The following is a 14229-nucleotide window of genomic DNA, read 5'->3' as shown; positions in this document are numbered from 1 at the left end:
GGCTGAGCGCAGCTCCTTACGGGGGATAACCCCACGTCCAACTCGGGGGAGCTCCTGATGGTTCAGGCAGGCCCCGACGCCGAAGACTGAACCGCATGGCAGAGAAGATCAGGTTCAGCGTCGTCATCCCGTGCTTCAACGAGGCCGGCTACGTCGCCGACGCGCTGCTGTCGCTGCAGAAGCAGGACTTCGACGGCGGCTTCGAGGTCATCGTGGTCGATAACAACTGCACGGACGACACCGCGCAGATCGCCCGCGACCTCGGTGCGCGGGTGGTGACCGAGCCCATGCCCGGCGTCTGCAACGCCCGGCAGCGTGGCACGCTCGAAGCGCGGGGCGAGATCGTCGTCTCGGCCGACGCCGACACCGTGTACGGTCGCGACTGGCTCAGCCGCATCGACGCCCAGTTCCGCACCGGGGACGATGTCGTGGCCGTCGTCGGCCCGTGCGAGTACGCCGACGGCCCGCGCTGGGGCCGGGTGTACGGCCGGACGCTGTTCGGCGCGGTCAACGGCGTCTACAAGCTGACCGGCCGGGCCATGTACGCCAGCGCGACCAACATCGCGTTCCGCCGCGACGCCTGGACCGGCTACGACACCAATCTGACCCAGGGCGGCGACGAGCTGGACCAGCTGCGCAGGCTGCGCAAGCAGGGCCGGGTCCTGTACGCCCACGCCAACCCGACGTTCACCTCGGGCCGGCGGTTCACCCGGGGCCTGGCCTACAACGTGTTCGTCAGCCTTCCCGTGCACTACCTGCTCACCTACGGCGTGAACCGGATCGCCGGGCGGCGGGTGCTCGGCTCGGCTCCCGCGTTCCGGCACGAGCACGGCTCCTTCCAGGCGGCACTGCCCGCCCAGCCCGCCGCTCCGGCTGCGCTGCGGCCCGCAGCTCCCGCTGCCGCGATGGCTCCCGTCGTCGCGGCGACGCCGGTGCTGGCCGGGCGGGAGACCCGGTGATCGTCCTCGCCACCGTGCTGTTGGTCGTCGCGTTCGGGGGCGCGGCGTACTGGCTGCTGATGGCACCGTTCGGGCCGACGGCGCGGACCTACCCGCACCGCGCCCCGGCCGGGGACAAGGTGGTCGCGCTGACCTTCGACGACGGGCCGAACGAGCCGTACACCTCGGAGATCCTGGACATCCTCGAAGATCGGGGAGTCAAGGCCACCTTCTTCCATGTTGGACAGTGCGTCGAGCGGCATCCGGACGTCGTCCGGCGGGTGATCGCCGCCGGGCACGTCGTCGGCAACCATTCGCTGAGCCACCGGTTCGGCACCTATCTGCGGCCGGGTGCGTACGAGCGGGAGGTCGAGCGGACCCAGCAGATCCTCACCAACGTCACCGGCCACACTCCGGCGTTGGCGCGTACGCCGTGGCTCTGGCGGCATCCGGGGCTGCTGCGGATGCTGCGCCGGCGCGATCTGCACCCGGTGGCGGGGGAGTTCGGGCACGCGCTGGAGGTGTTCCAGCCCTCCGGCGTACGCATGGGCCGCCGGGCGGTGGCGAAGACGCGTCCGGGATCGATCCTCATCTTCCACGACGGATTCGACGGCCACGGCGGGAACCGCGGCGAGACCGTGCGCGCCGTACGCGAGACCGTCGACGGTCTTCTCCGGCGAGGTTACAAGTTTGTCACCGTCGACAAGCTGCTGGGGGTGTCCGCCTACCAGGGTCTTGCGGGGAGTGCGGAGCGCAAATATTCTTCGTGAGCCTGTGGCAAGAAGAAGAAATCTGCCACCCTCGCCCCCAAGAGGTCCTCATGGCACACGACATCTCCGACGCGATCTCCGAAGTGGATCGGCGTACGCTCCTGCGCGCCAGCCTGGGCCTGGCCGCGGTGGCGGTCGTCGGCACCGAGCTGGCCACGGGTACGCCCGCCGCGGCCGCCCCGAGCAGCGAGTTCCCCTGGATCATCGACTGTGACTCGTGGGGCGCCCGGCCGCCGTCGAGCACGATCCAGCTGACCAACAACACGACCAACAAGATCATCCTGCACCACATGGCGTTCCCGAACGTCACGGACTACTCGCGGGAGCAGGCCGTCAAGCTCGCCCGGGACTGCCAGGACCTGCACATGGACGGCAACGGCTGGGCCGACACCGGTCAGCACTTCACCGTCAGCCGGGGCGGCTACGTCCTCGAAGGCCGCCACCGCAGCCTCGAGCGGCTCGAGGCCGGCGACCACCAGGTCGTCGCCGCGCACTGCCCGGGTGAGAACGGCAACGCGATCGGCATCGAGAACGAGGGCACCTACATCACCGAGGTGCCGCCGGACGCGTTGCTGAACTCGCTGGTGCGGCTCTGCGTAGCCATTTCGCAGCGGTTCGGGCTGCACGCCTGGGACATCTTCGGGCACTGGGACTTCCGGTTCACCGACTGCCCCGGCATCGAGTTCTACAAGCTGTTCCCCTCGGTACGCTCCCGGGTCGCCGAAGCGATGGGCTCCGCCCACGCCGACATCCCGGACCGGCGCTGGCCCGACATCTGGCGGTTCGTCAACAGCCCGATCGTGCAGGTCGGTCAGTATCTGCTCAACCACCACGGGTACGCCGTGCCCACCGACGGCGCGTTCGGCTCCGCCACGGTCGCGGCCGTCGGGGCGTTCCAGGCGGCCAACGGCATCCCGGTCGACGCCGACGCCACCTTCACCTTGGCGACCTGGGAGGCGCTGGTCGTCGAGCTGGAGAAGGACGCCACCGGCCTGCCGGTCAGCGCGGTGCAGTACATGCTCAACCGCAAGGGCTGGCCGGAGGTCCTCGTCACCGGCGAGTACGACCACGTCACGATGAAGGCCGTCCAGGACATGCAGCGCCTGCACGGGCTGCACCCCAACGGCAAGGTCGACCTCTCCACCTGGTGCGCCGTCGTCGGCGGCGCCGTCCGCGAGGCATTCCAGTACTGACATGTGTTGCCGGGCGGTGATCGCGCCGCCCGGCAACCTCGTCACAAGATCCGCAGGACACGCCGCGCTACCTCGCATCCGCGCTGCACAGCGTGGTTCAATGCGTCGGCAGAGCGAAGATTCACCGTACCTAGGGGATGACTGTGTCCTACGAAGAGACGCTGAAGGGCATGGGCTTGATCATCGAGCCCATCGAACTCGACAACGGCAAGTTCGCGCTCGCGACCAGGGTCGGTGATCTGATCTTCACCTCGGGTCAGATCTCCTCGTGGGACGGCAAGGACATCAAAGGCAAGGTCGGCGCCGACGTCTCCGTCGAGGAGGCGTACGAGGCCGCGCGAATGTGCGCGCTGAACAATCTGCGGGCCATCCGCTCGCTCGTCGGCTCGCTCGACGACATCGAGCAGTTCGTGAAGGTTCTCGGCATGGTGAACGTCGCCCCGGACTTCGACAACACGCCCGCGGTCGTCAACGGGTGCAGCGACCTCCTCCGGGAGGTCTTCGGCCCGGCCGGGCAGCACAGCCGCAGCGCGGTCGGGATGACCATCCCGTTCAACTGGGCCGTCGAGGTCGAGATGGTGGTGAAGGTCCGATGAGCCAGGACAAGGTGGCGTACTCCACCGACCAGGCCCCCAGCCCGGCGGCGAGCTACTCGCAGGCCGTCCGCAAGGGCAACACGGTCGCCGTCGCCGGACAGGTCGGCCTGGACCCGGCCACCCGCCAACTGGTCGAAGGCGGCGTCGCCGAACAGACCCGCCAGACGCTCACCAATGTGGTCGCGGTGCTCGCCGCCGCGGGCGCCACGATGGACGACGTCATCATGATGCGGGTCTACCTCACCAGCCACGAGCACTTCGCGGCGATGAACGAGGTCTACCAGGAGTTCGTCCAAGCCCCGTTCCCCAGCCGGACCACGGTCTTCGTCGGGCTCGCCCCGGGCATGCTCGTCGAGATCGACGCACTGGCCGTCCTGTAGCCCAGCCGGCGGCTGAGACACCACCCGGCGCCTCAGCCGCCGCTTCCGCTCACAACCCGGCGGGCAACGGTTCGGCGTGCAGCACCTGAAGCGAGCTGACCGCGCGGGTCAACGCGACGTAGAGCCGCTGCAGCCCGCGCTCCTCGGCCGCGACGATCCGGGCCGGCTCGACGACGATCACCGAGTCGAACTCCAGCCCCTTGGCCAACCCCGCCGGTACGCACACCAGCCGGGCCGACTCCAAGGCGTCCTCGTCGACGCCGACGAGCGCGGTGTCGAGCCCGGCCGCCGTCACCGCCGCGTGCAGGGCGGCGATGTCCGAGTCGGCGGCGATGACGCCGACCGAGCCTTCGGTGGCCAGCCGTGCCTTACCGGCGTCCACGACAGCCGAGGTCAGCTCGCCGGCGGGCACCGGAAGCACCTCCAACGCGCCGGAGGTACGCCGGACCGAGGTCGGCACGCCGAGCCCGGGAGCGATGGCGGGCAGCAGCCGGGCGGCGTACTCGATGATCGCGGCGGGCACCCGGAAGCCGCGGTCGAGCACCGCGACCTCCGCGTCCGGCTTGCCGAGATGGGCCAGCAGCGACGGCCAGTCACCGGCCGCCCACGGGCTCGTGCCCTGCGCGATGTCGCCCAGCACGGTCAGCGATCCGTTGCCGCAGCGGCGGCCGAGCGCCCGGCACTGCATCGGGCTGAGGTCCTGCGCCTCGTCCACCATCAGATAGCTCAGCGACGGCACCCGGTCGATCAGCCCGGCCAGCTCGTCGAGGAGCACCGTGTCGGCCGCCGACCACCGGGCCGATTTCACCGAGCGAGCGGGCTTGGCCCACCGCACGGCCGCCTGCTCCTGCTCGTCGAGCAGATCCGCCGCACACGCGGCGAGGAACTCCGCGTCGGACAGGAGCCGGAAGAGTACCTGCTCGGGAGTCAGCTTCGGCCAGACCGCATCGAGGACCCCCTTCACCGGCTTGGACCGGGCGACCGCCGCCACCTCCCGGTCGTCCGGCGTCGCGCCCCGCCGCTCCATCTGCATCACGACCAGGCCCGCGATCCGCTGCGCCGCGCCGTCCCGCCCGGCGGCATAGCGTACGGACTGCATCTCGCTCACGATCTGCGCCATCCGGCCCTGGCCGACGCGGTACCGAGTCGAGCCGTGCACGTACACCAGATCCTCGCCGGGCAGCGACACATGGCTCCACAACGCCCGCCGCAGCACCTCGGCCATCCGCGCGTCGCCCTTCACGAGCAGGGCGTCCGGGGTGTCCACACCAGACACGGTCCGCTCGATCAGCTCGTCGATCGTCTTCTGGCCCACCGACACCTCGCCCAGCGCCGGCAGGACGTGCCGGATGTAGGACAAGAACGACCGGTTCGGCCCCACCACCAGCACGCCCGCGCCGAGCCGCTGCGGCTCCGCGTACAACAAGTAAGCCAGCCGGTGCAGACCCACCGCGGTCTTGCCGGTCCCCGGCGCGCCCTGCACGCAGATGCTCGGCTGGAGCGGCGCACGGACCAACTCGTCCTGCTCGGGCTGAATGGTCGCGACGATGTCGCGCATGGGCCCAGACCGTGGCCGCTCGATCTCCGCGGCCAGCAACGCGCCCGGTCCGCTGGCCCCGCTCCCCAGAATCTCATCTTCATACGCCGTGAGCAGCGCACCTTCAGCGAAACCATAGCGCCGGCGCCGGACCACGCTCAGCCGGTCCTTCGGCGTCGCCCGATAGAACGGCATCGACACCGGTGCCCGCCAGTCCACCACCAGCGGAGTGCCGTCGTTGTCCCGGACGTGCCGCCGCCCGACATAGACGCGGTCCTCGCCGCCGGCCGAATCCTCGAAGACCGTGCCCGGGTCGTAATCGAGCCGGCCGAAGAACAGCGGGACGTCCGGCAGATCGACGAGATCCCGGCCCCGCTGGGCGCGGGCGATCCGGTACATCGTGTTGAACCACACCTCGTCGGTGCCGGACACGAACTCCGGGGTCTCCGTGTCCAGCACGTCCTGCCGCATCCGGTCCAACGCGCCCCGCGCGTGCGCCAGATACGCCTGCTCCGCCGTGATCTCCGTGCTCTCGTCCATGCTGAAGTCCATCCCTAGTCGTGATGATTCAGCCGGCAGTCACGCCCGTCCTCAGTTCAGCGTGCGTACGCTGCGAGGGGTTCGCCTCGATTGCGGCGGAGGAGCCTATCCCGGCGAAACTCGGAGGCTCAACCGATTTTCCGATCGATACCTTGCCCTCGTTATGAACGAGACTCCCGCCCGGCAGATCCGGGCGCTGCACGACGACGACACGATCACCGTCTACCAGGCGTACAGCCCGGCGATCGCCGAGCCCGCCGCCCTCTCCGGGCGCTTCGGACCGGGCTTCAAGCGAGACCGGATGACCTGGATCAAGCCATCCTTCCTATGGATGATGTACCGCTGCGGCTGGGCCGGCAAGGCCGGTCAGGAACGGGTGCTCGCCATCCGCATCCGCCGCGACGGGTTCGACTGGGCGCTCGCGAACAGCGCGCTGAGCAGCTACGAGCCCGGCATTCATCGCGACCGCGATGAATGGAAGCAGTCGCTGCGCGCGCCGGTCCGCATCCAGTGGGACCCCGAGCGCGACCTGCACCTGCGCCCGCTGCCGCACCGCGCGATCCAGGTCGGCCTCTCCGGCGAAGCCGTACGCCGCTTCACCGACGACTGGATCCTCGGCATCGACGACATCACGACGCAGTGCCAGGCGATCCGGGCGATGATCCGCGGCGGCGGCCTCGACGAGGCCCGCGACATGCTCCCCGCCGAGCGCCCGTACGTCCCGGCCGAGGCGGTCAGAAGCCGCTGATGCGGTCCGGGAGCTGTGCCTCGGCCTCGTCGAGGTCGGCCCACAGGTCGAACCAGACGCGGCTGCGGCCGGCCGGCTCGTCGAGGCCGACGACGGCGACGCTTAACACGCCCCACAGGATCTCGTAGCTGTCGCCGGAGTCGACGCCCAGGCCGAACGACAGCGCGAGCGCCGCCCGGGTGACGATCAGTTTGTCTGGATCGTCGGGCGCGGGCCGGCCCGCCGTGAGGAAGCGCGGCTCGGCGACGATCTTCATCCAGCGCAGCGACGCGTCCGGCACCTGATCCTGCAACACTTCCAGGACCGACTCGCGGATGGCGGCAGCGGGGTCTTCGCCCATCCAGTCGAGCCAGTGATCCGCCTCGGTCAGGTGGCTGAAGTCGTCCTGGGGCGGCCCGTGCTCCTCGTTCGGCTCGTACTCGCCGGTCAGTACGCCGTCCGGCCCGACCTCCCAGGCGCCCAGGATCGCCTCCGGCGGAATGTATCCGTCGGGATCGCCGATCATCTCCCCGTCGATCTCGTAGACGTAGCCGCCCGGATTCTGGGCGGCCTCGGCGATCAGTTCGTCCGGCGGCGTGCGCTGCATCCCTCCAATCTAGACGGCCTGCCGGTCGCGCCCAGGGCGGGGTTTCCGGGATGAGGCCGCGTGGGTACCGGCCGCGCACATCGGAACGGGGCGAGCGGCAGGGGAGCGGAATGAAGGTCTACGCCTGGGTCTTGGTCGCCCTGCGCTGGCTGGTCGTGGCGTTCTGGGTGGTCGCGGCGATCGCGGCGGTGCGGTTGCTGCCGGCGGTCGGGCAGGGCGGGGAGGATCTCAGCCAGCTCGTCTCGGTCGGCAACCCGGCGGTCCAGACCGAGGTGCGGTCCTACGACAAGTTCGGCTTTCCGCTGCTGAGCCGAGTCGCCGTGGTGCAACGGGATCCGCGTGGGCTGCCGCTCGACGTGCAGGCCAAGGCGGTGTCCCGCGCCCGGGCGGTCACGGAGGGCCAGTACGCCGATGTGCAGCCGATTCTCGCGGCGGTGCCGATCACCAACGAGAAGAAGCTGCTGCCCGGATCGCGGGAGGACGGCACGACCATCATCACGTACCTGTTCACCAGGCCCGATGTGAGTCTGGCCGAGCAGGTCGACGCGGCCGACCAGTTCGTGGCGAAGTATTACGGGCCGCAGGATCACGTCGTCGGGGTCACCGGTTCGGTGCCCGCCCGGGTCGAGCAGGGGCGGATCGTGTTGTCCTCGCTGACCTGGCTGGAGGTCGCGACGGTCGCGGCGGTGTTCGTCATCGTGGCGTTCGCCTTCCGTTCCGTGGTCGCGCCGGTGCTAGCACTGGCCGTGGCGGGCCTGGCCATCGTGATCACGCTGCGGGTGGGCGGCGCGCTCGCGGAGCGCTTCGACGTCGCGGTTCCCCAGGAGACACAGCCGTTGCTGGTCGCGTTGCTGCTCGGGGTAGTCACCGACTATGTGGTGTTCTACGTTTCGGCGTTGCGCGTACACCTTGATGACGGCATGGACCGGCTGTCCGCCGCGCGGCTGGCGACGGCGCGGTTCTCGCCGATCATCATGACCGCGGGAGCGACGGCCGCGGCCGGGACGGGCGCGTTGATCGTGGCCGGTACGCCGACCTTCCGAGCGTTCGGGCCGGGCCTGGCGGTCGCGGTGACCATCGGCATGGTGGTGGCGGTGACGCTCGTGCCCGCGCTGCTGGCGATCCTCGGGCGCGCGGTGCTGTGGGCGCCGGGGCGGTCGCGGCGGCGGCCGAAAGCGGTACGCGAGCCGCGCGGCTGGTGGGCCCGCACCCTGACCTGGCCCGGCTTCTCGGTGGTGGTGCTCGTCGCCTGTGTGGGCGGGCTGCTGTGGGCGGCGTTGCCGGTGCGGCACATGACGCTCAGCGTGTCTTTTGTGGACGCTTTGCCCGCGACGCATCCGGCCCGCCAAGCCGCTCAGCAGGCCGAGGCGGGATTCGCCGAGGGCATCCTGTCACCGACCGAAGTGCTGGTGGAGGGCGCGGGCGTCACCGGGAAGACGGCCGAACTGGCCCGGCTGCGCGACGCGCTCGCGCACGAGCCGGGCGTCGCGGCGGTCGTCGGACCGGACGACCGCCTGATCGAGCAGGTACGCCCCTTGTTCGAGGCGAAGGATGGCAGCGCGGCCCGCTATCTGGTGGTGTTGTCCGACGAGCCGCTCGGCGCGCACGCGATCCAGACGGTGACCCAACTGCAGGCAGACCTACCCGCGTTGGCCGACCGTGCCGGACTCGGCGATGCGCGCCTCAGCCTGGGCGGCGACACGGCGGTCGCGGACGTCATCGTGGATCAGACCGTGGCCGACCTCGGCCGCATCGCGCTCGCGGCGCTGGTGGCGAACCTGCTGTTCCTCGCGTTGTATCTGCGGGCGTTGGCGGCTCCGCTGGCGCTGCTGGCGTGCAGCGTGCTGGCCATCCTCGCGACGCTCGGTCTGACGACGCGGGTGTTCGAGGACTGGCTCGGCAACGACGGGATCACCTTCTACGTCCCGTTCGCGGCGGCGGTGCTGCTGGTCGCGCTCGGCTCCGACTACAACATCTTCGGCATCGGGCCCGCCTGGCGTGAGGCCCGCCGCCGCCCGCTACGCGACGCGCTCGCGGTGACGCTGCCGGAGTCCGCGCGGGCGATCCGCGCCGCCGCACTGACCCTCGCGGTCAGCTTCGGCCTGCTCGCGCTCGTGCCGCTGCGGCCCTTCCGCGAGCTGGCCTTCGCGCTGTCCACGGGCATTCTGATCGATGCCTTCGTCGTACGCTCCCTGCTCGCCCCGGCGCTGCTGGCCGTCATCGGGTCGGCCGCCCAGTGGCCCGGACGCTACCTGGAGCGGCGGCGTACGCGCGGTGCATTAGGTACTTCTATAAGATCGTGATAGAAATTCCGTATGCGGTCCACCTCGGTCTCTTCTGACACGGACCTGAGCACCACCATCTCGCGGGTGTTCACCGCGTTGCGGCGGCTCAACCCGCCAGGACTCAGCCTGACCGCGGCGTCGACGCTCGCCACCCTCGAACGGGACGGTCCCCGGCGGCTCACCGAGCTGGCCGGGATCGAGGGCGTCACGCAGCCCGCGATGACGCAGGTCGTGTCCCGGCTCGAACGTGATTCGCTCGCCGCGCGTACCGCTGATCCCGGCGACCGCCGGGTGGTGCTCGTCGAGATCACCACGGCCGGCCTCGACCTGCTGCGTCATCGCCGGTCCGTCCGCAGCGGCAAAGTCGCCGCGCTTCTGGCCCATCTCGCGCCGCCGGAGGCGGCCGCGATCGAGGCCGCTCTCCCTGCTTTGAACGCCCTCGCCGACCTCGTCACCTCTCCGGAGAACGTCGCTCAATGACTGATCGCTATAAGTGGGTCGCGCTGTCGAACACGACCCTCGGCATGCTCATCGCCACGATCAACTCCTCGATCGTGCTCATCTCGCTGCCCGCCATCTTCAACGGCGTCGACCTCGACCCGCTGCTGCCCGGCAACGTCAGCTACCTGCTCTGGATGCTGATGGGCTACATGCTCGTCACCGCCGTGCTCGTGGTGACCCTGGGCCGGCTCGGCGACATCTACGGCCGCGTACGCATCTACAACCTGGGCTTCGCCATCTTCGCCGTGACCTCGGTGATCCTGTCGCTGGACCCGTTCACCGGCGGCAAAGGCGCCCTGTGGCTGATCGGCTGGCGAGTCGTGCAGGCGATCGGCGGCGCGATGCTCATGGCGAACTCCGCCGCGATCATCACCGACGCGTTCCCCGCCGCGCAGCGGGGCATGGCGCTGGGCATCAACATCGTCGCCGCCATCGCCGGATCCTTCATCGGGCTCGTGCTCGGCGGGGTGCTCGCCGAGTGGAACTGGCGCTCGATCTTCTGGGTCAACGTCCCGATCGGCGTCATCGGCACCATCTGGGCCTACAAGTCGTTGCGGGACAACGGCGTACGCCGGCCGGGGAAGATCGACTGGTGGGGCAACCTCACTTTCGCCGCCGGGCTGACCGCGCTGCTGGCCGCGATCACCTACGGCATCCAGCCGTACGGGGGCCACTCGATGGGCTGGACGAACCCGTGGATCATCGCCGGGCTGGCCGGGGGAGTCGTGCTGCTGGCCGCGTTCGCCGTCATCGAGGCCAAGGTGGCCGAGCCGATGTTCCCACTGCGGCTGTTCCGCATCCCGGCGTTCACCGGTGGCAACGCCGCCAGCCTGCTCGGCTCGATCGCGCGAGGCGGCCTGCAGTTCATGCTGATCATCTGGCTGCAGGGCATCTGGCTGCCGCTGCACGGCTACGACTACGAGCAGACCCCGTTGTGGGCCGGCATCTACCTGCTGCCGCTGACCATCGGGTTCCTCGCCGCCGGACCGCTCTCCGGGTACCTGTCCGACCGGTTCGGCCCGCGCCCGTTCGCGGCCGGCGGGCTGCTGCTCATGTCGGCGTCGTTCGCCGCGTTGCTGCTGGTGCCGACCAACTTCCACTACGGCGTCTTCGCCGTGCTGGTGTTCCTCAACGGCTTCGGCGGCGGCCTGTTCTCCGCCCCGAACACGGCGCTGATCATGTCCAGCGTCCCGGCACACCTCCGTGGTGTCGCCTCCGGCATGCGGGCGACCTTCCAGAACGCGGGCATGGTGCTGTCGATCGGCGTGTTCTTCTCGCTGATGGTCGCCGGACTGGCCGGCTCGCTGCCGTCCACCCTGGACTCCGGGCTCACCGCTCAAGGCGTACCGCCGGAGGCGGCGCACACGATCTCCGCGCTCCCGCCCGTCGGTACGCTGTTCGCGGCGTTCCTCGGCTACAACCCGATCCAGGAACTGCTCGGGCCGCAGATCCTCGGCCAGCTCCCGGCGGCGAACGCGGCGACCCTGACCGACCGCCAGTTCTTCCCGACCCTGATCGCCGGGCCGTTCCACGACGGACTGGTCGTCGTCTTCTGGCTGGCCATCGTCATGGGCATCCTCGGCGCGGCCGCCTCCCTGGTCTCCCCGCGTACGCAGGTGGCCACCGACCTGGTGACCCGGGAGAGCGAGCTGATCGACGAGCTGGGCGTGCAGCCGCTCACGCCGATCCCGGCGTCGGCCGAACCGTCCCGGGGCGACTGAGACCTCCGGGGCGGCCATCGGCTGCGGGGCGGCTGGCGTGCACGGGGCGCCGGCCGCTCCGCTCTGCCGTGGGGGGATGACCGACCACTGGAACGCTATGCACCTATCCGGTGGCGGGTTAGGTGCATAGCGTTCCAGTGACCGCCGTTCCCGCCGGCGAGACGGCGCGCGGCGAGACGGCGCGCGGCGACGGTGCCGCCGGGCGGTAGCGTGGCGAGTGTGGACGAAGCACACGAGCTGGCCCGGCGCTCGGCCGACGCCATGTACGCCGATGATCTCGCGTCGCAGCGCGCCGGGGCGACCATCGAGGACGTCGAGCCGGGCCGGGCCGTCGCGCACATGTCGGTGACCCGCGACATGATCAACGGTCATGACATCTGCCACGGCGGGTATGTCTTCTTGTTGGCCGACACCGCGTTCGCGTTCGCCTGCAACACCTACGGCACGCCGACGGTGGCGGAGTCGTGCGACATCGTCTTCGTCCGGGCGGCGAGGCTGGGCGACGAGCTGACCGCGGTCGCGACCGAGCGCACCCGGTACGGGCGCAGCGGCATCTACGACGTGACCGTCACCTGCGGCGACGAGGTCATCGCGGAGTTCCGCGGCAAGTCTCGCGAGCTTCGGAAGTCTTCCGAGGGCTGATCGCGGTATTTACCTGCATCACCGGGTGGATTAGTCGTGCCAACGACCGAAAGTTTCCGGAAAAGTCTTGACGTGAACGGCCTCGCCGATCGACCCTGGTTCTGCCCGACCATTTGTGATCATCTATCGGGGAGGCCTAGTGATCAACATCCCGGGCCGTTCCAGCGTGCGGCCGACCGTCCTCGCCCTGGCGGTCGTCGCGCTCGTCGTCGCTGGAGCGGCCACCGTCGTCGCTCACACCGTGCCCACCGCCTTCGCTCTCGCTGCCTCGGTCGAGGACGAGGGCGCGGGGTGTGCGGTGTCTCTGCCCGGCTCCACGCCGTCCACCAGCAAGTTGCCCGATCCGTTCAAGAAGATCGACGGCACGCGCATCACGTCGAAGTCCGACTGGCGCTGCCGCCGGGAGGAGATCAAGAAGCAGGCCGAGGCCACCGTCTACGGCACGAAACCGGCGAAGCCGGCGAGCGTCAGCGGCACCGTGTCGCGTACGGGGATCACGGTGAACGTCAGCGACAACGGTCGCAGCTCGAGTTTCTCGGCGAGCGTCAGCGTGCCGAGCACCGGCTCCGCACCCTATCCGGCGGTCATCGTCGTCGGCGGGCTCGGCGCCGACACCGCCACCATCACCGGTAGCGGCGTCGCGATCATCAACTACGACCCGCTCGCCGTCGGCAAGGAGGGAACCGCCCGGAACAACAAGCAGGGCGCGTTCTACAGCGTCTACGGCGCGACCAGCGGCACCGGTCTGCTGGCCGCCTGGGCCTGGGGAGTCAGCCGGATCATCGACGTCATCGAGCAGTCCGGCGGCAGCGTGCTGCGGGCCGACGCGCTCGGCGTCACCGGCTGCTCCCGCTACGGCAAGGGCGCGTTCGTCATCGGCGCGTTCGACCAGCGGATCGCGCTCACCATGCCGATCGAGTCCGGCAGCGGGGGAGCGCCCATCCTCCGCGGCATCCCGGGCGAGTCCGGCTCGCAGCCGCTGAGCAGCGCGTACTCCGAGCAGCCGTGGCTCGGCGACGCGTTCGGCTCCTACACCGGCAACCCCGCCGCGCTGCCGGTCGACACCCACGAGATGGTGGCGATGGTCGCGCCCCGGGGGCTGTTCATCATGGAGAACCCCCGCATCGACTGGCTCGCCGCCCGCTCGGGCAGCGTCGCCGCGCTCGCGGGCGCCGAGGTCTACAAGGCCCTCGGCGCGGGCGAGAACATCACCTACTGGTCCGACATCCAGGACGGTACGCACTGTGCCGTGCGGTCGGAGTGGCGTACGCCGTTGCAGCAGAACCTGCAGAAGTATCTGCTGAAGACCGGCAACGCCGCCGGAACGTTCCGGATCTCCAGCCTGAAGGCGGGGAATCTGGCGGACTGGCGAGATTGGACGACTCCGGTGCTGAGCGACAGCCCGTCGTCACCGCCGCCGTCGTCACCCCCGCCGTCCTCACCGCCGCCCTCGTCACCGCCGCCGTCGTCGCCTCCGCCGTCCTCACCGCCACCGGCCGGGGTCTGCGCTGCGGCGTACAAGACGGTGAATTCCTGGCAGGGTGGCTTCCAGGGCGAGGTGACGGTGACCGCCGGAGGCTCGGCGATCAACGGCTGGACCGCCGGCTGGACGCTGGCCTCCGGCCAGACGATCACTCAACTGTGGAGCGGCACCCTGACGGTCAGCGGCTCGGCCGTGACCGTGAAGAACGTGTCCTACAACGGGTCGCTCGCGGCCGGGGCCTCGACGACGTTCGGGTTCCTCGCCAACGGCAGCCCGTCCGCGCCCACGCTTACCTGCGCCAGTCCCTAG

The 14229-nt window shown here is 70.0% G+C and carries 13 protein-coding genes; 11 read left to right on the top strand and 2 right to left on the bottom strand.

All coding sequences use genetic code 11. The features are described from left to right. Nucleotides 1-95: 95 nt before the first annotated feature. The 5 genes from AB0M47_RS05480 (at nt 96) to AB0M47_RS05460 (ending at nt 3877) form a co-directional block, all read left to right on the top strand. On the top strand, nt 96-959 hold the full coding sequence (locus AB0M47_RS05480; protein WP_363408819.1) for a glycosyltransferase family A protein: 864 nt from the start codon (nt 96-98) through the stop codon (nt 957-959). Continuing rightward, nucleotides 956-1708: a polysaccharide deacetylase family protein gene (locus AB0M47_RS05475; protein ID WP_363408816.1), complete on the top strand. Its 753-nt coding sequence runs from the start codon at nt 956-958 to the stop codon at nt 1706-1708. The genes AB0M47_RS05480 and AB0M47_RS05475 overlap by 4 nt, the downstream gene beginning before the upstream one ends. A gap of 50 nt (nt 1709-1758) precedes the next feature. Beyond that, on the top strand, nt 1759-2901 hold the full coding sequence (locus AB0M47_RS05470) for an N-acetylmuramoyl-L-alanine amidase (RefSeq protein WP_363408811.1): 1143 nt from the start codon (nt 1759-1761) through the stop codon (nt 2899-2901). A 143-nt stretch (nt 2902-3044) separates the two neighbouring features. After that, nucleotides 3045-3497, top strand: coding sequence for a RidA family protein (locus tag AB0M47_RS05465; RefSeq protein ID WP_363408808.1), 453 nt, complete (start codon nt 3045-3047; stop codon nt 3495-3497). Next, nucleotides 3494-3877 carry a Rid family detoxifying hydrolase gene (locus AB0M47_RS05460; protein WP_253751183.1) on the top strand — a complete coding sequence of 128 codons (384 nt, stop codon included), beginning with the start codon at nt 3494-3496 and terminating at the stop codon, nt 3875-3877. Before AB0M47_RS05465 ends, AB0M47_RS05460 begins: the two co-directional genes overlap by 4 nt. A gap of 49 nt (nt 3878-3926) precedes the next feature. On the opposite strand, the gene AB0M47_RS05455 is transcribed toward AB0M47_RS05460, so the two are convergent. Continuing rightward, the gene (locus tag AB0M47_RS05455) at nt 3927-5954 is read right to left on the bottom strand and encodes an AAA family ATPase (protein WP_363408803.1); all 2028 of its coding nucleotides are present in this window, start codon (nt 5952-5954) and stop codon (nt 3927-3929) included. A gap of 163 nt (nt 5955-6117) precedes the next feature. Here AB0M47_RS05455 and AB0M47_RS05450 point away from each other — a divergent pair, with 163 nt between their 5' ends. After that, nucleotides 6118-6702 carry a DUF4291 domain-containing protein gene (locus tag AB0M47_RS05450; protein WP_363408800.1) on the top strand — a complete coding sequence of 195 codons (585 nt, stop codon included), beginning with the start codon at nt 6118-6120 and terminating at the stop codon, nt 6700-6702. Here the strand turns inward: AB0M47_RS05450 and AB0M47_RS05445 are convergent. Then, the gene (locus AB0M47_RS05445; protein ID WP_363408797.1) at nt 6689-7288 is read right to left on the bottom strand and encodes a hypothetical protein; all 600 of its coding nucleotides are present in this window, start codon (nt 7286-7288) and stop codon (nt 6689-6691) included. The two genes, AB0M47_RS05450 and AB0M47_RS05445, sit on opposite strands and share 14 nt — an antisense overlap. A 110-nt stretch (nt 7289-7398) precedes the next feature. Here AB0M47_RS05445 and AB0M47_RS05440 point away from each other — a divergent pair, with 110 nt between their 5' ends. From AB0M47_RS05440 to AB0M47_RS05420, 5 genes are all read left to right on the top strand, one after another. Beyond that, nucleotides 7399-9591 (top strand): MMPL family transporter, encoded by a 2193-nt coding sequence (locus AB0M47_RS05440; protein WP_363408794.1) that lies wholly within the window; start codon nt 7399-7401, stop codon nt 9589-9591. Nucleotides 9592-9603: 12 nt separating this feature from the next. Beyond that, nucleotides 9604-10053 (top strand): MarR family transcriptional regulator, encoded by a 450-nt coding sequence (locus AB0M47_RS05435; RefSeq protein WP_363408791.1) that lies wholly within the window; start codon nt 9604-9606, stop codon nt 10051-10053. Beyond that, the gene (locus tag AB0M47_RS05430; protein WP_363408788.1) at nt 10050-11795 is read left to right on the top strand and encodes an MFS transporter; all 1746 of its coding nucleotides are present in this window, start codon (nt 10050-10052) and stop codon (nt 11793-11795) included. Before AB0M47_RS05435 ends, AB0M47_RS05430 begins: the two co-directional genes overlap by 4 nt. A 261-nt stretch (nt 11796-12056) precedes the next feature. Beyond that, complete coding sequence (paaI, locus tag AB0M47_RS05425; protein WP_363409031.1) at nt 12057-12437, top strand: hydroxyphenylacetyl-CoA thioesterase PaaI; 381 nt, start codon at nt 12057-12059, stop codon at nt 12435-12437. A 139-nt stretch (nt 12438-12576) separates the two neighbouring features. Further along, nucleotides 12577-14229, top strand: a complete 1653-nt coding sequence (locus AB0M47_RS05420; protein WP_363408785.1) for a cellulose-binding domain-containing protein — start codon at nt 12577-12579, stop codon at nt 14227-14229.

Origin of the sequence: Hamadaea sp. NPDC051192 (assembly GCF_040682475.1) — a bacterium.
In the GTDB taxonomy this organism is placed as follows: Bacteria; Actinomycetota; Actinomycetes; order Mycobacteriales; family Micromonosporaceae; genus Hamadaea; species Hamadaea flava.
Note: the sequence above shows the minus strand (reverse complement) of the source record. Positions and strands in the feature narration are given on the sequence as shown.